Here is a 21,085-nt window from a genome sequence, read left to right on the forward strand (position 1 = left end):
GGAAGCGTCAGGGGCGGTCGAGGCGCAGGCGGTCCGCCCGGGGCAGGCCCGCCACGACCAGGTCGTAGGAGTCCTCGATGAGCTCCCGGACCAGTTGGTCCGGGAGGTCGCCGTCGACCGTGACCGTGTTCCAGTGGCGCTTGTTCATGTGCCAGCCGGGGACGATGAGGCCCTCGTGCTCGCGGCGCAGCCGGATCGCCTCCTCCGGGTCGCACTTGAGGTTGGCCTTCAGGGGGCGCGCGTCGAGGTACGACAGGGCGAAGAGCTTGCCGCGCACCTTGAAGACCGAGATCTCCGGGCTGAACGGGAAGTCCTCCACCGCCGCGTTGAAGGACAGGCAGAACGCGCGCAGCTCCTGCGGGGTCACTCGGGGTTCTCCTCCTCGGGCGGGTCCGCGGGGCCGACCGGCTCCGCCAGCACCGTCACGATCTTGTTCCGGCGGCCGGCGGCGGCCTCCGCGGTCAGGCGCAGTTTGCGGCCGTCGGGCAGGTCCACGACGGAGGAGGCTCCGGCGATGGGGACGCGGCCCAGGGCCTTGGCCAGCAGGCCGCCGACGGTCTCGACGTCCTCGTCGTCGTACTCCTCCAGGCCGTACAGCTCGCCGAGGTCGCTGATGTCGAGGCGCGCCGTGACGCGGAAGCGGTCCTCGCCGAGCTCCTCGACCGGGGGCAGTTCGCGGTCGTACTCGTCGGTGATCTCGCCGACGATCTCCTCGAGGATGTCCTCGATGGTGACGATGCCGGCCGTGCCGCCGTACTCGTCGATGACGACGGCGACGTGGTTGCGTTCCTTCTGCATCTCGCGCAGCAGGTCGCCGGCGTTCTTGGTGTCGGGGACGAAGAACGCCGGGCGCATGGCCGTGGACACCTGCTCGGACTCGGCCTCGCGGCTGATGTGCGTCTTGCGGACCAGGTCCTTCAGATACACGATGCCGACGATGTCGTCCTCGCTCTCCCCGGTCACCGGGATGCGCGAGAAGCCGGAGCGCAGGGCGAGGGTGAGGGCCTGGCGGATGGTCTTGAAGCGCTCGATGACCACCAGGTCCGTGCGCGGCACCATGACCTCGCGGACGAGGGTGTCGCCCAGCTCGAAGACGGAGTGCACCATGCGGCGCTCCTCGTCCTCGATGAGGGACTCCTTCTCGGCGAGGTCGACCAGGGCGCGCAGCTCCGCCTCGGAGGCGAACGGGCCCCGGCGGAAGCCCTTGCCGGGGGTGAGCGCGTTGCCGATGAGGATCAGCAGGGACGGAACGGGGCCCATGACCCGGGCCAGCGGCACCAGGACGTACGCCGAGAGCGTCGCGGTGTTCAGCGGGTGCTGGCGGCCGATGGTGCGCGGGGATACGCCGACGGCGACGTACGACACGAGGACCATGACCGCGATGGCGACCAGGAGGGCCTCGGTGGTGCCGTCGAACTCCTTCAGGCAGCCGTAGGTGATCAGCGCGGCGGCGGCCATCTCGCAGGCGACGCGGACCAGCAGCGCCACGTTGAGGTAGCGGGTGGGGTCGGCGGCGACCTGGGAGAGCTTGGCGCTGCCGCGGCGGCCGGAGCGCACGGCCTCCTCGGCGCGGAAGCTGGAGACGCGCGCGAGGCCCGCCTCCGCGCAGGCGGCGAGCCAGGCCACGACGACCAGGGCGATGGCGCCCAGGGCCAGTTGGGGACTCATCGGCGGGCGTTACGAGACCGTCGGCGCCGGGGACGGGCCGGTCAGGCCCCGCTCCGCGCGCCAGCCGTCCACGATGGCCGCCTGGAGGCCGAACATCTCGGCCTTTTCGTCCGGTTCCTCGTGGTCGTAGCCCAGCAGGTGCAGCACTCCGTGGACGGTGAGGAGCTGGAGCTCCTCGTCCATGGAGTGCTGCGTCTCCGCTTCCTTGCCCTGCTTCAGCGCGACCTCGGGGCACAGCACGATGTCGCCGAGCAGCCCCTGCGGCGGCTCGTCGTCGTCCTTGGAGGGCGGGCGCAGCTCGTCCATGGGGAAGGACATGACGTCCGTCGGACCCGGGAGGTCCATCCACTGGATGTGGAGCTGCTCCATGGCGTCGGCGTCCACGACGATGACCGAGAGCTCGGAGAGCGGGTGGATGCGCATCCGAGCGAGCGCGTAGCGGGCGATGTCGAGGATCGCCTGCTCGTCGACCTCGGTGCCGGACTCGTTGTTGACGTCGATCGACATGGTGCTGTGTGTGTCTACTTCCCCTTGTGCCCGGACTTGCCTCGGCTCTTGTGCGCGCCGTTCTGGGTGCCGTGCGTGGTGTCGTACTTCTCGTACGCGTCGACGATACGGCCCACCAGCTTGTGCCGGACGACGTCCTGGGACGAGAGCCGGGAGAAGTGCACGTCGTCCACGCCGTCCAGGATGTCCTGCACCTGCCGCAGACCGCTCTTCGTCCCGTCCGGGAGGTCGACCTGCGTGACGTCACCCGTGATCACGATCTTCGAGTCGAAGCCGAGGCGGGTGAGGAACATCTTCATCTGCTCGGGGCTCGTGTTCTGGGCCTCGTCCAGGATGATGAAGGCGTCGTTGAGCGTGCGGCCGCGCATGTAGGCGAGCGGCGCGACCTCGATGGTGCCCGCCGCCATCAGCCGCGGGATCGAGTCCGGGTCGAGCATGTCGTGCAGCGCGTCGTACAGGGGGCGCAGGTAGGGGTCGATCTTCTCGTAGAGCGTGCCCGGCAGGAAGCCGAGCCGCTCTCCGGCCTCGACGGCGGGGCGGGTCAGGATGATGCGGTTGACCTGCTTGGACTGCAGGGCCTGCACGGCCTTGGCCATCGCCAGATACGTCTTGCCGGTGCCCGCCGGGCCGATGCCGAAGACGACGGTGTGCTTGTCGATGGCGTCGACGTAGCGCTTCTGGTTGAGCGTCTTGGGACGGATCGTGCGGCCGCGCGAGGACAGGATGTTCTGCGTGAGCACCTCGGCCGGGGTCTCCTGGCCGTCGCTCTCGCCGTTGTCGCTCGCCTTCAGCATGGCGATCGAGCGTTCCACTGCGTCCTCCGTCATCGGCTGCCCGGTGCGGAGCACCAGCATCATCTCGTCGAACACGCGCGAAATGAGGGCGACGTCCTTCGGATCGCCGGTCGCGCTGATCTCGTTGCCCCGGACGTGGATGTCGGCCGCCGGGAAGGCCTTCTCGATCACGCGCAGGAGGGAGTCGCCGGACCCCAGAACGGTCACCATGGGGTGCTGGGCGGGGACGGTGAGCTGTGCTCTCGCCTGCTCCTGCGCGGGGGTGTGAGCTGTCGATGATTGAGTCATGGGCCGGCGCTGAAGGCCTGCGGTTCCTCCTCGTCACGGCCGCGCAGCTGAGGGCGGCCTCGCGATTCCCAGGGTACGACGGGGGAGTGACAACGCCGTAGGGGTTTTGGAGGCCCGGTTGTCACCCGGGCGCCACGGGAGCCTCACGCCGAGCGCCGGAAGCCGATCGTCGGCACGGCCCTGCGCAACGGCCAGGGCCTCACCAGTTCCTCCGACACCAGCTCCGCGAGGAACCCGTACCTCTCCAGCGCCACCGGCGACTGCCCCTCGACCGACTGGACCCTGCGCCACCACGCCGCGATCTCCGACCAGCCCGGCGCCGACAGCGACCCGCCGAACTCCTGCACCGACAGCGCCGCGGTCAGCCCGGCGAAGGCCAGCCGGTCCGCCAGCGGCCAGTCCGCCAGTGTCCCGGCCACGAACCCGGCGACGAACACGTCACCGGCCCCGGTCGGATCGAGCGCCTCGACCGCGATGGCCGGCACCTCCGCCGTCTCCCCCGTGCGCCGGTCCACCGCGTAGGCCCCGTCCGCGCCGAGGGTGACCACCGCGAGCGGCACGTACTCGGTCAGGGCGTGCGCGGCGGCCCGGGGGCAGTCCGCGCCCGTGTACCGCATGGCCTCCTCCGCGTTCGGCAGGAACGCCTCGCAGTGCCGCAGGTCGGTCAGCCCGGCCAGATCCCACGCCCCGGTGTCGTCCCAGCCGACGTCACCGAAGACCCGGGTGCCCTTGCTCGCGGCCTGGGCGATCCAGGGCGCGCTCACACCGGGCGCGAGGGAGGCGACGGCAGCACGGGCCCGGGGCGGGCACTCCGGGGCCGGTTCCTCGGGGGGCGGCTCGTGGCCGTGCGAGACCATCGTGCGCTCCCCCTCGTAGGCCATGGAGACGGTCACCGGGGAGTGCCAGCCGGGGACCGTGCGCGACGGGGAGAGGTCGATGCCCTCGCCGTGCTCCAGGGCGTCCCAGCAGTAGTCGCCGTAGTGGTCGTCGCCGAAGGCCGCGGCGAGGGACGTGCGCAGGCCGAGGCGGGCCAGCGCGGTCGCCATGTTGGCGACGCCGCCGGGGCTCGACCCCATCCCGCGCGCCCAGGACTCCGTCCCGCGCACCGGGGCGGAGTCGAGGCCGGTGAAGATGATGTCCAGGAAGACGGTGCCGGTGAGGTAGACGTCCCAAGGGGGGTCGTCCGGTGTGCGCAGCGGGGCGAGGGGATCGACCTGGCTCTGGCGGGGCGATCCCTTTCCGGTGGGGCCCTTTCCGGCCGGGGCGGTGGACGCGGTCACGATGCGCTCCCTGACGTGGTGCGGATCAGGCCAGTCTGCACCACATCACCGACAACGTGACGCCGATCACGCCGGACCCACCCGTCCCGTCAGCTCGTGCCGGCCCTCGCGCGCCACGCCCCGGGCAGGAGCGGGCGCTACCAGCGGGGCATCGCGGGTGTCACCCACGCGGGGTCGGTGATCCGCATCGCCGCCGCGTCGTCGCGGTCCCGCAGGGTGCCGTCGTCGTCCAGCCACCGCCGGTGCAGCTCCGCCAGGCGCTCGCGGTCGAGTTCCACGCCGAGGCCGGGGGCGTCGGACACGGTGACCCGGCCGCCCTCGAAGGTGAGCCGCTCGGTGAGGACGTCCTCGGACTGCCAGGGGTAGTGGGAGTCGCAGGCGTGGTGGAGGTCCGGGACGGTGGCGGCCACGTGGGTCATCGCGGCGAGCGAGATGCCCAGGTGGGTGTTGGAGTGCATCGACACGCCGACGCCGAAGGTACGGCAGACGGCGGCCAGCTGCTGGGTGTTGCGCAGCCCGCCCCAGTAGTGGTGGTCGGAGAGCACGACCTGGACGGCACCCTTCGTGAACGCCTCCTCGATCTCGGCGAAGGTCGTCACGCACATGTTGGTGGCGAGCGGCACGCCGGTCCGCGCGGCGACCTCGGCCATGGCGGGCGTGCCGAGCGCCGGGTCCTCCAGGTACTCCAGGACGTCCCCGAGTTCCCGGGCCACCTTCACGGACGTCTCCACGGACCAGGCGCCGTTCGGGTCGAGCCGCAGCGGATGCCCCGGGAAGGCCTCGGCGAGGGCCCGGACGGCCGCGATCTCCTCGTCGGGCGGGAACACGCCGCCCTTGAGCTTGAAGGAGGTGAAGCCGTAGCGCTCCTTGAACCGGCGGGCCTGCTCCACCACTCCCGCCGGGTCGACGGCGGCGCCCCAGTCGTCCTTCTCGGCCGGTACGCCCTCGGGGTGGTGGGCCCGCTTGTAGAACAGGTAGGCGCTGTACTCGACGGCGTCGCGGACCTTGCCGCCGAGCAGGGTGTGCACGGGCAGTCCGAGCGCCTTGCCGAGGGCGTCGAGGCAGGCGACCTCGAAGCCGGAGACGACGGACAGCCGCAGCTTGCCGGCGGTCTGGACGCCGCGCAGCCCGCCCACGTCGACGGCGTTCTCGACGCGGGAGGCGTCCACCGCGACCTGGTCGGCCACCGTGAACAGCCCGTTCAGATCGCTGACCTGGCGTCCTTTCAGCCGCTCGGCGAAGGGCCGGGCCAGCTCCAGGTACTTGGCGTCGCCGTAGGTCTCCCCCACGCCGGTGACGCCGTCCGCGGTGACGACCTCGACGATCAGCCGGGGCGTGTACGGCTGGTGGACGCCCTGGGTGTTCAGCAGCGGCGGGTCGGCGACCAGGATCGGTGTCAGCCGTACGTCGGCGATGGTCAGGTTCACAGGGCTGCTCCTACGAGGTCGAGTCGGCGGCGAGGAGGGCGGCGAGGGCGGCCGGGTCGGCGGGCGAGGGGTCGGTGAGCGGGGCCCGCACGGGGCCCACGGGGTGGCCGCGGAGCCGGGCCGCCGCCTTCACCAGCGACACGGCGTACCCGGGGACGCGGTCGCGCAGTTCGACGAGGGGGAGTCATCTCCCTGCCATCTCCTTATGTAGATGCCATCTACGTATGAGAATGAGCGTTGGGTATGCGAACGTCAACCGCCCGGGGCGGCCCGATTACCATCGGTGCATGTCAGACACAGGGGGCGTCCGCGAGGTGAAGTCCGCGGCGCGCACGGTCGAGCTGCTGGAACTCCTCGCCGCGCGCGGCGACCGCCCGGCCCGGCTCCAGGAACTGGCCGGCGAACTCGGCGTGCCGCGCAGCTCGATGTACGCGCTGCTGCAGACCCTGATCTCGCGCGGCTGGGTCCGCACCGACGTGACCGGCTCCCTGTACGGCATCGGCATCCACGCCCTGCTCACCGGCACGAGCTACCTCGACTCCGACCCGCGCGTCCGGGCCGTCCGGCCCTGCCTCGACGAGGCGTCCGAGGCGCTCGGCGAGACCATCCACATGGGCCGGCTGGACGGCCGCGACGTGGCGTATCTGGCGACCCGGGAGTCGCACGAATACCTGCGCACGATCAGCCGGGTGGGACGGCGACTGCCCGCCCATGCCGGAGCCCTGGGCAAGGCCCTGCTGGCGGAACGCCCGGACGGGGAGCTGCCCCAGGGGCCGTACGAGGCGCTGACCCCGAACACGCACACGAGCAGGGAGTCCCTGGCGGCCGACCTCGCCCGGATCCGGTCCCGCGGCTGGTCCGTGGACCGCGAGGAGGGCGTGACCGGCATCGTCGGCTTCGGGTTCGCGCTGCGCTACGACACCCCGGCGCAGGACGCGATCAGCTGCTCGGTGCCGGTCGCCCGGCTCACGCCCGCGCACGAGGAGCGGATCGTCGCCGTGATGCGGGAGATCCGGGCGAAGGCCGAGGCGACCGTTCCGGCGGGCCCCGGATCGGTGCACTGGCGTTAGCCGAAGGGCCCACGAGCGCCGGCGAAAGCCCGCTCGACGCCCGACGAAAGGCGCTCGTTTACCCGGGCTTCACCACCCCAAACACAACGTGCTCCAGATCACACGCCCCGGGCTCCCGTGGGTGACTACGTGCTTGATACAAATTGCTCGCGCGTTCCTGTCCGTCGACGGTCGTCGCCCAACCCCCCCTTTCCCCCGCTCCTTTCGCATGCCCTGGGAACGCCCGTGTTCGCCCCCCGCACCACCCCCTGGCCCCTCGTCGCCCTTTTCACGGCCGGGTACCTCGCTCCGTATCTGCTGCCCACCACCGTCGGCCGGCTCGACTCGGACCTTCCGCTGTCCGCCACGCAGGCCGGTGCCGTCGGCAGCGCCCTGCTGCTGAGTTCGGCCGCCGCCGGATTCCTCCTGGCCTCCCGGGTCGAACGGGCCGGAGCCCGCACCCTCGCCCGGCTCGGCCTCGCCCTGGCCCTGCTCGGCTACGGCGGTGCCGCCCTGAGCACCGCCGTCCCCGCGGTCATCGCCGGCGCGGTCGTCGGCGGGTTCGGCTCGGGCACGGCCACCACCGTCGCCGCCACTCTCATCGCCGCGCAGCGTGACCCCCACCGGGCCTCCACGGCCGGGCTGCTCAGCGTCTCCGCCCTCGCGGGCGCCGTGTACCTGACCGTGCCGCACCTCGGCCCGGGACACGGTCTGCCGCTGGCCGCGATCGCCCTGACCGCCCTGGCGGTCTGGCCGCTCACCGGCCGCCTGCCCGTCGGCACGCCCGTCACGCCCACCCGGCACGACAAGGCCCGGCTGCCGCACGCCCGTTCCGGGCTGGTGCTCGCCGCCGCCATGGTGTGCTGGTCGCTCGCCCAGAACTCCCTGTGGGGCGTGAGCGGCCGGATCGGCCTGGAGCAGGTGCACCTGGGCGAGGCGACCGTCGGCGTGGTCTTCGCCCTCGGCCTCGGCGCCGGACTGGCCGGGGTCCTCGCCGCGGGCGCCCTGGGGGCCCGCCTCGGCCGCGCGATACCCATCGGCGGCGGCACGGTCCTCATCGCCGCCTGCATCGCGCTCAGCGCCTCCGCGACCGACCTGGGGAGCTTCGCGGCCGGCGAGATCGCCTGGAACACGCTCTACCCGGTGGTGCTGTCGTACCTCATCGGGCTCGCCGCCTCGCTCGACCCGCGCGGCCGCTGGGCGGTGCTGGTCGGCTCGGCGTCCTCGCTGGGCACCGCCGCCGGGCCGCTCACCGGCAGCGTGCTGTCGGCGCAGGCCGGGTTCCCGGTGATGGGCGCGGTCCTCGGCGCGGGACTGCTGGTGATCGCCCTGCCGATGACCGCCGTAGCGCTGCACACCGGCGGACGCCCGCTGCTGCCCGGCGCGATCCGGCGCCGCGGCGGCCACCCGGCCGCCCTGGTCGCCGCCGCCACGGGCACGCCCACCGGGGCGATCCCCGAGATCGGCGCCCCGGAGCAGCCGGTGGTCGAGATCCCGGTGGAGACCCCGGCCGTCCCCGCCCAGCGTGCTTACGACAAGGCGGGGTCGGAGGTCTTCTGAGGCCCCTACCGGAAGGTGTGCGCCTCCACCTCGGCGAGATACCGCGCCCGCAGCTCCTCGTCGTCCTCCAGGAACGAGGCGAGGAAGGAGTTGCGGGCGAGCTCGCGCAGCCGCTCGTCGGTGAGGCCGAGGGTGGCGCGCACGGCGTCGAAGTTGTCCCCGGCGTAGCCGCCGAAGTAGGCCGGGTCGTCGGAGTTGACCGTGCACATCAGGCCGGCGTCCAGCATGGCGGGCAGCGGATGGTCGGCGAGCGTGTCGACCGTGCGCAGCCGGACGTTCGACAGCGGGCAGAGCGTCAGCGGCACCCGGTCGCGCACCAGCCGCTCCACCAGCGCGGGGTCTTCCACACAGCGCAGCCCGTGGTCGACGCGCTCGACGCCGAGGACGTCCAGCGCCTCGGTGATGTACTCCGGCGGGCCCTCCTCGCCGGCGTGGGCGACCCGCCGCAGCCCGAGGGCGGCGGCGGCCTCGTAGACCGCGCGGAACTTCACCGGCGGGTGCCCGACCTCGGCGGAGTCGAGGCCGACGCCGGTGATCCGGTCCAGGTAGGGCTTGGCGGCGTCCAGCGTGGCCAGGGCCGACTCGGCGGACTCGTCGCGCAGGAAGCACAGGATCAGCCGGGTCGAGACGCCGTGGTTGGCCTCGCTGTTCCCCAGCGCCCGCCACAGCCCCTCGACGACCGTGCCGATGTCCAGGCCGCGGCTCGTGTGGGCCTGCGGGTCGAAGAAGATCTCCGCGTGCCGCACGCCCTGCGCGGCGGCCCGGGCGAGATAGGCGTTCGCCAGGTCCTCGAAGTCCCGCTCGGTGCGCAGGACGGCCATGAGTTCGTAGTACAGGTTCAGGAAGGACTGCAGGTCCTCGAACCGGTAGGCCTCGCGCAGCGCGTCCGTGTCGGCGTACGGCAGCGTGACACCGTTGCGCGCGGCGAGCTCGAAGGCGAGTTCCGGTTCCAGGGTGCCTTCGATATGAAGGTGCAGTTCGGCTTTGGGGAGGAACATCAATTCATCGTACGGCCGTTTCACCGACGCTTCGGAACCGGCACCCTGAGTAGATCGTGGGCCACGGTCAGCTCACCGTCGTACCCGGCGGCCCGGGCCTGCCGCTCGAATTCGTCCGGGTCGGTGTAGCGCTGGCTGAAGTGGGTCAGCACGAGGTGCCGCACCCCGCCCTCCCGGGCCACCCGCGCCGCCTGACCCGCTGTCAGGTGACCGTGGTCAGCGGCGAGTTCCTCGTCCTCGTCGAGGAACGTCGACTCGATGACGAGCATGTCGCAGCCCTCGGCCAGCGCGTACACGCCGTCGCACAGCCGGGTGTCCATGACGAACGCGAACCGCTGCCCGCGCCGCACCTCGCTGACGTCCTCCAGCGAGACACCGCCGAGCGCTCCCTCGCGCTGGATCCGGCCGACGTCCGGCCCCTTGACGCCGTGCGCGGCGAGCCGCTCGGGCAGCATGCGGCGGCCGTCGGGCTCGACGATCCGGTAGCCGTACGACTCCACCGGGTGCGACAGCTTCCGCGCCTCCAGCGTGTAGCTGTTCGCGCGGGCGAGGGACCCGTCGGCGGCGACCGGGGCCTCGGTGATGCCGACGGTCTCGCGGTAGGCCGTGGCGTACCGGAGCCGGTCGAAGAAGCGCTGCCCGGAGCGGGGGTAGTGGGCCGTGATCTGGTGCGGGACCTTGTCGAGGTTGATGCGCTGGATCACGCCGGCGAGACCGAGGGAGTGGTCGCCGTGGAAATGCGTGACGCAGATCCGGTTCAGGTCGTGCGCGGCGACCCCGGCACGCAGCATCTGGCGCTGCGTGCCCTCGCCGGGGTCGAAGAGGATGCCCTCGCCGTCCCAGCGCAGGAGGTAGCCGTTGTGGTTGCGGTGCCGGGTCGGGACCTGGCTGGCGGTGCCGAGGACCACGAGTTCACGTACGGACAAGGCGGATTACCCCGGGGGCCATGCGAGGCCGCGGCCGCCGAGCACGTGGCCGTGCACGTGCCACACCGTCTGGCCGGCGCCGCTGCCCGTGTTGAAGACGAGGCGGTAGCTGTCGAGCTTCTCCTCGTCGGCGACGGCCTGGGCCTCGCGGAGCACGTCCGCGGTGAGGGCCGGGTCGGCGGCGGCGAGGGCGGCGGCGTTCTCGTGGTGCGCCTTGGGGATGATCAGGACGTGGGTGGGGGCCTGGGGGTTGATGTCGCGGAACGCGATGGTGGTGTCTGTCTGGCGGACGATCGTCGCCGGGACGGTGCCTGCGACGATCTTGCAGAACAGGCAGTCTTCCTGGGGCTCCCCTGCCATTTTCCCTCCGGGGGTCAGCCGAAATCGGTCTTGCCGGCCATCGTATCGTCGTCGGGTGCGGGTGCGTCGTGGCTGGTCGCGCCGTTCCCCGCGCCCCTTAAGTCGGCAGGCCCGGGGGCGTTTTCGCAGGTGCTGCCTCCAGGCTCTCCAATGCCAGCCTGATCGCCTCGTCCAGTTGGCTGTCCCTCCCCGCCGCGTGGTCCTGCGGGCGTTGCAGGACCTCCACGTCCGGATCCACGCCGTGGTTCTCCACGCCCCACTCGTAGCCCTCCAGCCAGAAGGCGTACTTGGGCTGGGTGACCAGGGTGCCGTCGACCAGGCGGTAGCGGCTGTCGATGCCGATGACGCCGCCCCAGGTGCGGGTGCCGACGACCGGGCCGAGGCCCAGGGCCTTGACGGCCGCGTTGACGATGTCGCCGTCGGAGCCGGAGAACTCGTTGGCGACGGCCACGACGGGGCCGCGGGGGGCGTCCTCCGGGTAGCTGTAGGGGCGCATGCCGCGCGGGACGGCCCAGCCGACGATGCGGCGCGCCAGCTTCTCGACGACCAGTTGGGAGGTGTGGCCGCCCCGGTTCTCGCGGACGTCGACGACCAAGCCCTCGCGGGCGACCTCGACGCGCAGGTCGCGGTGGATCTGGGCCCAGCCGGGGGCCTGCATGTCGGGAACGTGGAGGTAGCCGAGGCGACCGCCGGACTTCGCGTGGACGTAGGCGCGGCGGTCGGCGACCCAGGCGTGGTAGCGCAGGGGTTCCTCGTCGGCGACCGGGACGACGACGGCGTGCCGGGGGTCGCCGCCGCCGGACGGGGAGATCGTCAGCTCCACCGGCTTGTTCGCCGTGCCGATCAGCAGCGGGCCGGGGCCGAGAACGGGGTCGACGGGCTGTCCCGCGATCGCGACGATGGCGTCGCCGGGGCGTACCGCGACGCCGGGGGCGGCCAGCGGGCTGCGCGCGTCCGGGTCGGAGGTCTCGGAGGGCAGGATGCGGTCGACCCGCCAACTGCCGTCCTCGTGGCGGGAGATGTCGGCGCCGAGCAGGCCCTGGCGGGGGCCGTGGCCGTGGCCGCCGCGCGGGGTGACGTAGGCGTGCGAGGTGCCGAGCTCGCCCTGGACCTCCCAGAGCAGGTCGACCAGGTCGTCGTGGGTGGCCAGCCGCTCCACGACCGGGCGGTAGCGGTCGAGGACGCCGTCCCAGTCGACGCCGCTCATGTCGGGCCGCCAGAAGTGGTCCCGCATGATGCGGCCGTTCTCGTCGAACATCTGGCGCCACTCGGCCGCCGGGTCGACGAACTGGCGTACGCGGCTCAGGTCGACGGTGATGTTGCTGTCGCTGTCGTCGTCGCCGGAGGCGCGCCGGTCGCTGGGCACGACCTTCAGCCGCCCGTCGGTCCACAGCAGCACCCGCTTGCCGTCCCCGCTCACCGCGAAGTGGTCGGCGTCGACGGCGAGGTGCTCGACGCGCTGCTGGGCGAGGTCGTAGCGCTCCAGCTCGGACTTGGGGTCGGGGTCGTCGGGGGTGGCCCGGGACGCGCCGAGCACACCGGTGACCGGGTGGCGCAGCCACAGGACGCCGTCCTTGGCGGCCCGCAGGTTGGTGTAGCGGGCGGCCTCGACCGGGAAGGGCACGATGCGGTCGGCGAGGCCTTCGAGGTCGATACGGGTGGTGGGAGTGCCCTCGCTGTCGGGGGTCTCCTCCCGGTCGGGCGTCTCGAAGGACCGGCCGTGCCGCTGCGGCCCGAACGGGGAGGGCGTGGTGGCCGCGAGGGTGATCAGATGCGGCCGGGCGCCCACCACGAAGGCCAGGTCGAAGACGTGCTCGTCGTAGACCGGGTCGAAGGAGCGGGTCGACAGGAACGCGAGGTGCTTGCCGTCCAGCGTGAACGCGGGCGCGTAGTCCTGGAAGCGCAGCGGGGTGGCCTCGGTGACCGACAGGTCGGTGGTGTTGGCGAGCTTCAGCTGGCACAGGGGCCGGGGGCCGGGGTGGGACCAGGCCAGCCAGGACGAGTCGGGCGAGAAGACGGGCCCGGACACATCGCCGTCCTCGCTGCGGTCCACCTCGCGCACCTCGCCCGTCTCCCGCTCCACGAGCAGCAGGCGGCCGTCGTGGCAGGCGACCGCGGCGCGGCTGCCGTCGGGCGCCATGGCGAGGTCCAGCACCCGGCCGAGCTGCCCGGCGGCGATCCGGCGGGGTGTCGCCCCGGGGGCGAGTCCGGTGGCGGGCGCGAACTCCAGGGCGTCGTCGCCCTCGGCGTCCGTCACCCACACCACCCACTCCTCGCCGTCCGCGCGGAACGTCCGCGGCAGGCGGGCCCGCACGCCGGGCGTGGCGGCCAGTGCGCGGGCCGGGCCGGCGCGGTGGGTGACCCAGTGCACGGAGCCGCGCACGGCGACCGCGCTGCCGCGCGCGGTGTGGTCCGGGGACGCCGAGCCGAACCACCGGGAGGCGTTCACCGGGAACGGCTGGAGGTCGACGCGCTGTCCGCCCAGGCGCACCTCCAGCCGCCGCGGCTCGGCCCCCTCCAGGTCGTCCAGCACCCACAGCTCACCGGCACTGGAGTAGACGACCCGGGTGCCGTCGGTCGCGGCGTGCCGGGCGTAGAAGCCTCCGAGAGGTGTGTGGCGGCGCGGGTCGGATCCGTCGGCGAGGGAGGAGTAGAGCGCTCCGGTGCCCTCGTGGTCGGAGAGGAAGGCGATCCTCCCCCAAGTTCTCGGCTCCGCTCGAACAGGGGGGACCCCCATCCCCACCCACAGCGGGTACTCGATGTTGCCGTCGATGTCCTCGTGCAGCCGCACGAACTCGCCGTCGCCCGCGCGGTCGATCCACAGCTTGCCCGCCGTACCGCCGCGGTACCGCTTCCACCAGGCCGCCTCGCGGCCCATCGGCGCGGACAGCAGCACCGTGTGCGGGCCGTGGGCGACGTCGCCGACGGGCCCGTACGGCAGGGTGGTGGCCGGGCCGCCGTCCAGCGGTACGGCACGCGCCCAGGTGCGGCGCAGGCTCGCCTGTCCCTCGGTGCTGATCGCGAGGACCTCGCCGTCCGGGGTCCAGCCGCGCACCTGCGTCTTGAGACTCCCCCAGTACGTCAGCCGCTTGGCCGGGCCGCCGTCGACCGGGGCGACGAGCACCTCGGGGGCGCCGTCTCGGGTGGAGGTCCAGGCGACCGTGGTGCCGTCGGGCGAGATGCGGGGGTGGGTCACCGGCGTGTTGTCGGCGCTGACCCGCCAGGCCCGGCCGCCGTCGAGCGGGGCGAGCCACACGTCGTCCTCGGCGGTGAAGGCGACCAGGTCGCCGTGCACATGGGGGAACCGGAGGTAAGCAGGCGATGTCACCCGATCACCCTATGCAGGGACGCCGCCGCGCGGACAGGGTTCGGATCACTTGCCCTCGACGGGGCGGCAGTCCGGGTACTGCTCGCACCAGATGGTCTGGGTGACGGTCACCGTGACGGTCGGCCCGGGCTGCCCGCCCGGCGGGCCGCCGACGGGGGGCGGGCTGGTGGAGTTGCAGTCGCCGAGCCCGTCGACCTCGAACCACACCTTGCCGTCCACCTTGGCCGTGATCTTCCCGCGCACACACGCCCCGTCCACCGCGTGGGTGACCTTGCCGTCGACGGTGATGTCCTTGCCGTCGTCGGTCTCGCCCTCGCAGTCGACGGTCGCGACGGTCCGCTCACGCGCCGAGGGTGACGCCTTCCCGCCGCTCTCCCCGTAGGAAGCGGTGCAGGTCAGCCAACGCACGCCCGCCTTCTGCCGGTTGAGCTCTTTGGTCACGGTCTCGTCGGTGGTGTACGCGACGGACGCGGAGCTGATGCTGCCGGGCTCGCAGGCGGCAGCGCCGCCCACCGCCACCGCGGCGAACGTCGCCGCGACCGCCACTCGCCGACCGCGCGGCCCCAGCCGATTCCTCCTCGAAGCCCCCATGGAGGGGAGCCTGCCACTGACGGAGGCCGCGCGGTAGGGCGCAAAGGCGTCAGCCGCGCAGCAGCAGCCACTCCTGGAGCTCCACCAAGTTGCCCTCGGGGTCCTTGAGATGGGCCACCCGCATCCGGTCCGTCATGCGTACCGGACCGTGCAGGACCGTGGCGCCGCGCATCGTGATCTCCTCGCAGTACGCGTCCAGCCCGTCCACCCGCAGGACGACCAGGGAGCGGTGGCCCGCCGCCGCGTCGCCCAGTTCGTCGAGCACCTCGGCCATCATCGACCGGTCCTGCAACGCGATCCCCGCGGAGCCCACCGCGGGGCTGAACTTCTCGTACGGACCGTCCGCCGCCCCCGACTGCGGTTTGAGGCCGAGGACCTCCCCGTAGAAGCGGTAACAAGCGGCGAAGTCGGTCACGAGCAGACGAACCTGTGCGAGCTCCACGGTGCCTCCAAGGGGATCAGGACCAGCGTCCGGTGCGTGCCAGGAGCACGGCCGCGGCGGCCGTCCCGGCAGTCGATGTGCGCAGCACACTGCGCCCGAGGCGGTACGCCTGCGCCCCCGCCTCCTCGAACAGCGCCAGCTCCTCCGGCGCCACGCCCCCCTCGGGTCCCACGACCAGCACGATCTCGCCGGTGGCCGGCAGCTCGGCCGTGGCCAGCGGCGTGTCCCCGCTCTCGTGCAGCACGGCGGCGAATTCCGCCCCCGCCAGCAGCGAGGCGACCTGCTTGGTGGTGGCCGCCTCCGCTACCTCCGGGAAGCGCACCCGGCGCGACTGCTTGCCCGCCTCCCGGGCCGTGGCCCGCCACTTGCCCAGTGCCTTCGCCCCGCGGTCGCCCTTCCACTGCGTGATGCAGCGCGCCGCCGCCCACGGCACGATCGCGTCGACTCCGACCTCGGTCATCGTCTCGACGGCGAGCTCGCCCCGGTCGCCCTTGGGCAGGGCCTGGACGACGGTGACCCGGGGCCGCTCGACGGGCTCCTCGTGCACCGAGTCCAGCCGGAGGATCAGCCGGTCCTTGCCTTCCGTGTCGAGCACGACGCAGTCCGCCCATCGGCCGGCCCCGTCCGTGAGGACGACGTCCTCGCCGGCGCGCAGCCGCTTCACGGAGACGGCGTGCCGCCCCTCCGGCCCGTCGAGGACATACCGGCCGCCGCCGCCCGCGTCGAGGTGCTCGACCACGAACACCGGCGCGGTCACAGCACGCCCCCGCCGGTCAACGAGGCGCGGGCGGTGGCCAGTTCACCGGCCAGCACCTCCACGAGCTGTCCGGCGGGCAGCTCCCGCGCCATCCGGTGCCCCTGCCCGGCCCACAGCGCCATGCCCTGCGCGTCACCGGCCTTGGCGGCGGCCTTGCGCAGCGGCGAGGTGAGGTGGTGGATCTCGGGGTAGGCGGCGGGCGCGTACGGGCCGTGCTCGCGCAGGAACCGGTTGACGAGGCCGCGCGCGGGCCGGCCGGAGAACGCCCGGGTCAACTCCGTGCGGACGAACAGGGGGTTGGTCAGGGCCCGCTTGTGCAGGGCGTTCGCGCCCGACTCGTGCGTGGCGAGGAAGGCGGTGCCCAGCTGGGCGGCGCTCGCGCCCGCCGCGAGCACACCGGCGATCTGGCCGCCGCGCATGATGCCGCCGGCGGCGACGATCGGGATGCTCACGGCCTCGCGGACCTGGGCGATCAGCGACAGCAGCCCGAGGCCGGAACCGTCCGTCTCGGGGATGTCCCGGTGGGTGCCCTGGTGGCCGCCGGCCTCGATACCCTGGGCGATGACCGCGTCCGCGCCGGCCCGTTCGACGGCCCGGGCCTCGTCGGGGGTGGTCGCGGCGGCCAGGACGAAGGTGCCGACGCGGTGCAGGGCGTCGACGACCTCCCGGCTCGGGACGCCGAAGTGGAACGACACCACCGGTACGGGGTTGTCGCGCAGCACCACGAGCTTGGCCTCGAAGCCGTCGTCGCGTCCGCTGTCCGGGTCGCCGAGCTCGGCCTCGTACCAGGTGGCCTCGCCGGCCAGCTGGTGGGCGTAGACGTCGACTGCGGCCGGGTCGGCGTACTCCGGCTGCGGCATGAAGACGTTGACGCCGAAGGGCCTGCCGGTGAGGCTCCGGAGCTGTTTGATCTCCTGGTACATCCCGTCGGCGGTCTTGTACCCGGCGGCGAGGAACCCGAGCCCGCCCGCCTCGCACACGGCCGCGGCGAGCTGCGGTACGGAGACGCCGCCCGCCATGGGGGCCTGCACGATCGGGAGGGGGAAGAGATCGGTCAGTGCGGAGGACATGACCGCATGTTGTCACGTCCTCCGAACAACTCCGAAACCGGCCTGCCGACTGGCATAGACCAGAAGCACGCTCGGTCTCAGCGCCCGTTGAAGGCGTCCTTCAACCGCGAGAACAGCCCCTGCTGCCCCGGCTGGAACTGCCCCGTCGGCCGCTCCTCGCCCCGCAGCTTGGAGAGCTCGCGCAGCAGGCGTTCCTGCTCGGGGTCGAGCTTGGTCGGGGTCTGGACCTCGACGTGGACGATGAGGTCGCCGCGTCCGCCGCCGCGCAGGTGCGTGACGCCCCGGCCGTGCAGCGGGATCGACTGGCCGGACTGGGTGCCCGGGCGGATGTCGACCTCCTCCATGCCGTCGAGCGTCTCCAGCGGCACCTTCGTGCCGAGGGACGCCGCCGTCATGGGGATCGTCACCGTGCAGTGCAGGTCGTCGCCGCGCCGCTGGAACGTGCTGTGCGGCAGCTCGTGGATCTCGACGTAGAGGTCACCGGCCGGACCGCCGCCGGGGCCGACCTCGCCCTCGCCGGCGAGCTGGATCCGCGTGCCGTTGTCGACACCGGCCGGGATCTTGACCGTGAGCGTGCGGCGGGACCGCACGCGGCCGTCGCCCGCGCACTCGGGGCACGGCGTCGGGACGACCGTGCCGAAGCCCTGGCACTGCGGGCACGGGCGCGACGTCATGACCTGGCCCAGGAAGGACCGGGTGACCTGCGAGACCTCACCGCGGCCGCGGCACATGTCACACGTCTGGGCGGAGGTGCCCGGGGCGGCGCCCTCGCCGCTGCAGGTGTTGCAGACGACGGCCGTGTCGACCTGGATGTCCTTCGTCGTGCCGAAGGCCGCCTCGTCGAGCTCGACCTCGATGCGGATCATCGCGTCCTGGCCGCGGCGGGTGCGCGAGCGCGGTCCGCGCTGCGACGCCGTGCCGAAGAACGCGTCCATGATGTCCGAGAAGTTCCCGAAGCCGCCGGCTCCGAAGCCGCCCGCGCCGCCGCCGCCGGCCTGCGAGAGCGGGTCGCCGCCGAGGTCGTAGACCTGCTTCTTCTGCGGGTCCGACAGCACCTCGTAAGCGGCGTTGATCTCCTTGAACCGCTCCTGGGTCTTCGGATCGGGGTTGACGTCCGGGTGCAGCTCGCGGGCGAGCCGCCGGAAGGCCTTCTTGATCTCTTCCTGCGACGCGTCGCGGCGCACGCCGAGTACGGCGTAGTAGTCCGTGGCCACTACGACTCCGCCAGGATCTGTCCGACGTACCGTGCCACTGCGCGTACCGCTCCCATCGTTCCCGGGTAGTCCATGCGGGTCGGTCCGACCACGCCGAGCTTGGCGACTGCCTCGCCGCCCGAACCGTAGCCGACCGACACGACGGACGTGGAGTTGAGTCCTTCGTGGGCGTTCTCGTGACCGATCCGTACGGTCACGCCCGGATCCTTCGCCTCGCCGAGCAGCTTGAGGAGCACGACCTGCTCCTCCAGCGCCTCCAGCACCGGCCGGATCGTGAGGGGGAAGTCATGCCCGAAGCGGGTCAGATTGGCGGTGCCGCCGATCATCAGCCGCTCCTCGTTCTCCTCGACGAGCGTCTCCAGAAGTGTGGAGAGCACCGTAGAGACCGTACCCCGGTCCTCGTGCTCGAACGCCTCCGGGAGATCCTCCACCAGACCCGGCACATCCGCGAAACGGCGGTTCGCCACACGGCTGTTGAGCCGCGCGCGCAGATCCGCCAGCGAAGCCTCGCCGAAGGGCGCCGGGCAGTCGACCACCCGCTGCTCGACCCGCCCGGTGTCCGTGATCAGCACGAGCATCACCCGCGCGGGCGCCAGGGAGAGCAACTCCACGTGCCGCACGGTCGAGCGCGTCAGCGACGGGTACTGCACGACGGCGACCTGACGGGTGAGCTGCGCGAGCAGCCGTACCGTGCGCGCCACGACGTCGTCGAGGTCGACGGCGCCCTCCAGGAAGTTCTGGATCGCGCGCCGCTCGGGCGCGGTCATCGGCTTGACGCCGGCGAGCTTGTCGACGAACAGCCGGTAGCCCTTGTCGGTGGGGATGCGCCCGGCACTGGTGTGCGGCTGGGCGATGAACCCCTCGTCCTCCAGGGCCGCCATGTCGTTGCGGACGGTGGCCGGGGAGACGCCGAGGTTGTGCCGCTCGGTGAGGGCCTTGGAGCCCACCGGCTCCTCGGTGCCGACGTAGTCCTGGACGATGGCGCGCAGCACCTGGAGCCTGCGTTCACTGAGCATCGCGCACACCTCCAGATGTCTCCGCCTGCTTGCCCTGCCGGTCCGGCCTGGCACTCTGCGCGTGCGAGTGCCAGCATTCCCCGGCCCAGTGTACGGCGGTGGGGTACACCCCCGGCAAGGCTGGTCGTGCGGCGCCGTGCCCCGAGCGGGGCGCACCGCTAGCGTCGCCGTATGACGGTGACTTGGGAAGACCTCGGATGGGAGCGCGTGGCCGCCGGGGTGGGGCGGTGCCGGCTGCCGGTGTGGGACTGCACGGCGGGGCTGGTCGCCGGTGAGGGCACGGCCCTCTTGATCGACGCGGGGTCGAGCCTTGCCGAGGGAGCGAAACTGGGCGCGCAGGCACGGGCGCTCACGGGTCACCGTGTGACACATCTCGCGCTGACCCATCCGCACTTCGATCATGTCTTCGGCGCCGCTGCGCTCCCGGACGCGCAGGTCTTCGGTGCGGTGGGCGTGGACGCGGTGCTGACGCGCGTGCGGGACCGGGAGGAGCTGCGGGCGGACGCGGTACGCCACGGCCTGGCGGCGCCGACGGCCGAGGAGGCGGCGGAGCGGCTGGCCGGGCCCGGCCACATGGTCTCCGGCGAGTGGACGCTCGACCTGGGCGGCGGCCGGCAGGTGCTGCTGGCGAACGTCGGCCCGGGGCACACCGCGCACGACCTGGCGGTGCTGGTGCCGGGTGATCCGGAGGTGGTGTTCTGCGGTGACCTGGTCGAGGAGTCCGGCGAGCCGCAGGCGGGCCCCGACGCGGTGCCGTCGCACTGGCCGGCCGCCCTGGACCGGCTGCTCGGCCTGGGCGGCGAGGACGCGCTGTACGTGCCCGGTCACGGAGCGGTGGTGGACGCGGCGTTCGTGCGGGCGCAACGGGACGCGCTGGCGGCGCGTTTCGGCGTGTCGCGGTGATCGCCCTCCGGCTTCTCCTATCGTCATGCGAATGCGCCAGTACTCCGCCGATCTGACCCCGCCGTGGAAGAAGCCGAAGCCGGTGCCCGAGGTCGCGGCGGAGCCGGGTCTGGTGGTGGAGGAGCCGGGGACCGGCTTCTGCGGCGCGGTGATCCGCTGCGAGGCGGGCACGGTGACGCTGGAGGACCGCTTCGGCAAGCACCGGGTGTTCCCGATGGAGCCGCGCGGCTTCCTTCTGGAGGGCAGGGTGGTGACGCTCGTCCGCCCGTCGCCGGGCGGCCCCGCGCGTCCCGCCCGCACTGCCTCCGGTTCGGTCGCCGTCCCCGGCGCACGGGCGCGTGTCGCCCGCGCCGGCCGCATCTACGTCGAGGGCCGGCACGACGCCGAGCTGGTCGAGAAGGTGTGGGGCGACGACCTGCGCATCGAGGGTGTGGTCGTGGAGTACCTGGAGGGCGTCGACGACCTGCCGTCGATCGTCTCCGATTTCGCCCCCGGGCCGGACGCGCGGCTGGGCGTCCTGGTGGACCACCTCGTGCCGGGCTCGAAGGAGTGGCGCATCGCACAGTCGGTGACGAGCGAGCACGCGCTGGTCGTGGGCCACCCCTACATCGACATCTGGGAGGCGGTGAAACCGTCGTCCCTGGGCATCGACGCCTGGCCCCGGGTCCCGCGCGGGCAAGACTGGAAGACGGGTGTCTGCAGGGCGCTGGGCTGGCCGGAGAACACGGGGGCGGCGTGGCAGCGGATCCTGTCGGGGGTCCACTCGTACAAGGACCTGGAGCCGGAGCTGCTGGGCCGGGTGGAGGAACTGATCGACTTCGTGACGGCTCCCTAGCTGCGGGCATGCGTGCCGCTGAGGGCGGCTCCCGTCCCAAGGAGAGCGGCACCCCGCTACGCCGGGCTGCGA

At 72.7% G+C, this 21,085-nt stretch carries 20 protein-coding genes and 1 pseudogene; 4 read left to right on the forward strand and 17 right to left on the reverse strand.

What is annotated here, in order from left to right:
• Positions 1–7 precede the first annotated feature (7 nt).
• The 7 genes and pseudogenes from HNR57_RS07085 to HNR57_RS07115 form a co-directional block, all read right to left on the reverse strand.
• Complete coding sequence (locus HNR57_RS07085) at positions 8–367, reverse strand: MmcQ/YjbR family DNA-binding protein (RefSeq protein ID WP_184557815.1); 360 nt, start codon at positions 365–367, stop codon at positions 8–10.
• A complete protein-coding gene (locus HNR57_RS07090; RefSeq protein ID WP_184557818.1) occupies positions 364–1,668 on the reverse strand; it encodes a hemolysin family protein in 1,305 nt (434 codons plus the stop codon). Before HNR57_RS07090 ends, HNR57_RS07085 begins: the two co-directional genes overlap by 4 nt.
• 9 nt (positions 1,669–1,677) lie before the next feature.
• Positions 1,678–2,175 (reverse strand): rRNA maturation RNase YbeY, encoded by a 498-nt coding sequence (gene ybeY, locus HNR57_RS07095; protein ID WP_033306334.1) that lies wholly within the window; start codon positions 2,173–2,175, stop codon positions 1,678–1,680.
• A gap of 14 nt (positions 2,176–2,189) precedes the next feature.
• Entirely contained in the window at positions 2,190–3,257 is a 1,068-nt protein-coding gene (locus tag HNR57_RS07100; protein ID WP_184557821.1) for a PhoH family protein, read from the reverse strand.
• Between the two features lie 143 nt (positions 3,258–3,400).
• On the reverse strand, positions 3,401–4,537 hold the full coding sequence (locus HNR57_RS07105) for a carbohydrate kinase family protein (protein ID WP_184557824.1): 1,137 nt from the start codon (positions 4,535–4,537) through the stop codon (positions 3,401–3,403).
• Between the two features lie 137 nt (positions 4,538–4,674).
• Positions 4,675–5,964 carry a glucarate dehydratase family protein gene (locus tag HNR57_RS07110; RefSeq protein WP_184557827.1) on the reverse strand — a complete coding sequence of 430 codons (1,290 nt, stop codon included), beginning with the start codon at positions 5,962–5,964 and terminating at the stop codon, positions 4,675–4,677.
• Positions 5,961–6,148, reverse strand: a pseudogene (locus HNR57_RS07115) (5-dehydro-4-deoxyglucarate dehydratase); the annotation flags it as partial. The pseudogene HNR57_RS07115 and the gene HNR57_RS07110, both read right to left, overlap by 4 nt.
• A gap of 103 nt (positions 6,149–6,251) precedes the next feature.
• On the opposite strand from HNR57_RS07115, the gene HNR57_RS07120 reads away from it, so the two are divergent.
• Positions 6,252–7,034, forward strand: coding sequence for an IclR family transcriptional regulator (locus HNR57_RS07120; protein WP_184557830.1), 783 nt, complete (start codon positions 6,252–6,254; stop codon positions 7,032–7,034).
• A 225-nt stretch (positions 7,035–7,259) separates the two neighbouring features.
• Positions 7,260–8,573 carry an MFS transporter gene (locus tag HNR57_RS07125; RefSeq protein ID WP_184557833.1) on the forward strand — a complete coding sequence of 438 codons (1,314 nt, stop codon included), beginning with the start codon at positions 7,260–7,262 and terminating at the stop codon, positions 8,571–8,573.
• A gap of 5 nt (positions 8,574–8,578) precedes the next feature.
• Here HNR57_RS07125 and HNR57_RS07130 read toward each other — a convergent pair whose 3' ends face one another.
• The 10 genes from HNR57_RS07130 to hrcA all read right to left on the reverse strand — a co-directional run bounded on the left by HNR57_RS07130 (position 8,579) and on the right by hrcA (position 19,275).
• Entirely contained in the window at positions 8,579–9,571 is a 993-nt protein-coding gene (locus HNR57_RS07130; protein ID WP_184557836.1) for an adenosine deaminase, read from the reverse strand.
• Positions 9,572–9,591: 20 nt separating this feature from the next.
• The gene (locus tag HNR57_RS07135) at positions 9,592–10,497 is read right to left on the reverse strand and encodes a ribonuclease Z (protein WP_184557839.1); all 906 of its coding nucleotides are present in this window, start codon (positions 10,495–10,497) and stop codon (positions 9,592–9,594) included.
• Between the two features lie 6 nt (positions 10,498–10,503).
• A complete protein-coding gene (locus HNR57_RS07140; protein ID WP_184557842.1) occupies positions 10,504–10,857 on the reverse strand; it encodes a histidine triad nucleotide-binding protein in 354 nt (117 codons plus the stop codon).
• A gap of 97 nt (positions 10,858–10,954) precedes the next feature.
• A complete protein-coding gene (locus tag HNR57_RS07145; RefSeq protein ID WP_184557845.1) occupies positions 10,955–14,185 on the reverse strand; it encodes a S41 family peptidase in 3,231 nt (1,076 codons plus the stop codon).
• A 45-nt stretch (positions 14,186–14,230) separates the two neighbouring features.
• Entirely contained in the window at positions 14,231–14,776 is a 546-nt protein-coding gene (locus tag HNR57_RS07150) for a hypothetical protein (protein WP_184557848.1), read from the reverse strand.
• Between the two features lie 49 nt (positions 14,777–14,825).
• On the reverse strand, positions 14,826–15,218 hold the full coding sequence (locus tag HNR57_RS07155; RefSeq protein WP_184557851.1) for a VOC family protein: 393 nt from the start codon (positions 15,216–15,218) through the stop codon (positions 14,826–14,828).
• Between the two features lie 16 nt (positions 15,219–15,234).
• Positions 15,235–15,975 (reverse strand): 16S rRNA (uracil(1498)-N(3))-methyltransferase, encoded by a 741-nt coding sequence (locus HNR57_RS07160; protein WP_184557854.1) that lies wholly within the window; start codon positions 15,973–15,975, stop codon positions 15,235–15,237.
• Positions 15,972–17,045: a nitronate monooxygenase gene (locus HNR57_RS07165; protein ID WP_184557858.1), complete on the reverse strand. Its 1,074-nt coding sequence runs from the start codon at positions 17,043–17,045 to the stop codon at positions 15,972–15,974. The genes HNR57_RS07160 and HNR57_RS07165 overlap by 4 nt, the downstream gene beginning before the upstream one ends.
• Positions 17,046–17,122: 77 nt before the next feature.
• Positions 17,123–18,259: a molecular chaperone DnaJ gene (dnaJ, locus tag HNR57_RS07170; protein WP_142164010.1), complete on the reverse strand. Its 1,137-nt coding sequence runs from the start codon at positions 18,257–18,259 to the stop codon at positions 17,123–17,125.
• Positions 18,259–19,275 (reverse strand): heat-inducible transcriptional repressor HrcA, encoded by a 1,017-nt coding sequence (gene hrcA, locus HNR57_RS07175; RefSeq protein WP_184557860.1) that lies wholly within the window; start codon positions 19,273–19,275, stop codon positions 18,259–18,261. The genes dnaJ and hrcA overlap by 1 nt, the downstream gene beginning before the upstream one ends.
• Before the next feature lie 171 nt (positions 19,276–19,446).
• Between hrcA and HNR57_RS07180 the strand changes: the two genes are divergently transcribed.
• Both HNR57_RS07180 and HNR57_RS07185 read left to right on the forward strand, forming a co-directional pair.
• The gene (locus HNR57_RS07180) at positions 19,447–20,178 is read left to right on the forward strand and encodes an MBL fold metallo-hydrolase (RefSeq protein ID WP_184557863.1); all 732 of its coding nucleotides are present in this window, start codon (positions 19,447–19,449) and stop codon (positions 20,176–20,178) included.
• Between the two features lie 31 nt (positions 20,179–20,209).
• Positions 20,210–21,013, forward strand: a complete 804-nt coding sequence (locus HNR57_RS07185) for a DUF3097 domain-containing protein (protein ID WP_184557866.1) — start codon at positions 20,210–20,212, stop codon at positions 21,011–21,013.
• The last annotated feature ends 72 nt before the right edge of the window (positions 21,014–21,085 follow it).

Source organism: Streptomyces paradoxus, assembly GCF_014202475.1.
Lineage (GTDB): Bacteria > Actinomycetota > Actinomycetes > Streptomycetales > Streptomycetaceae > Streptomyces > Streptomyces paradoxus.

Coding starts and splice junctions, on each gene's coding strand:
- hrcA (WP_184557860.1), bottom strand. CDS start 19,275: ATGCTCAGTGAACGCAGGCTCCAGGTGCTGCGCGCCATCGTCCAGGAC.
- HNR57_RS07180 (WP_184557863.1), top strand. CDS start 19,447: ATGACGGTGACTTGGGAAGACCTCGGATGGGAGCGCGTGGCCGCCGGG.
- ybeY (WP_033306334.1), bottom strand. CDS start 2,175: ATGTCGATCGACGTCAACAACGAGTCCGGCACCGAGGTCGACGAGCAG.
- HNR57_RS07185 (WP_184557866.1), top strand. CDS start 20,210: ATGCGCCAGTACTCCGCCGATCTGACCCCGCCGTGGAAGAAGCCGAAG.
- HNR57_RS07165 (WP_184557858.1), bottom strand. CDS start 17,045: ATGTCCTCCGCACTGACCGATCTCTTCCCCCTCCCGATCGTGCAGGCC.
- HNR57_RS07140 (WP_184557842.1), bottom strand. CDS start 10,857: ATGGCAGGGGAGCCCCAGGAAGACTGCCTGTTCTGCAAGATCGTCGCA.
- HNR57_RS07100 (WP_184557821.1), bottom strand. CDS start 3,257: ATGACTCAATCATCGACAGCTCACACCCCCGCGCAGGAGCAGGCGAGA.
- HNR57_RS07130 (WP_184557836.1), bottom strand. CDS start 9,571: ATGTTCCTCCCCAAAGCCGAACTGCACCTTCATATCGAAGGCACCCTG.
- HNR57_RS07150 (WP_184557848.1), bottom strand. CDS start 14,776: ATGGGGGCTTCGAGGAGGAATCGGCTGGGGCCGCGCGGTCGGCGAGTG.
- HNR57_RS07090 (WP_184557818.1), bottom strand. CDS start 1,668: ATGAGTCCCCAACTGGCCCTGGGCGCCATCGCCCTGGTCGTCGTGGCC.
- HNR57_RS07120 (WP_184557830.1), top strand. CDS start 6,252: ATGTCAGACACAGGGGGCGTCCGCGAGGTGAAGTCCGCGGCGCGCACG.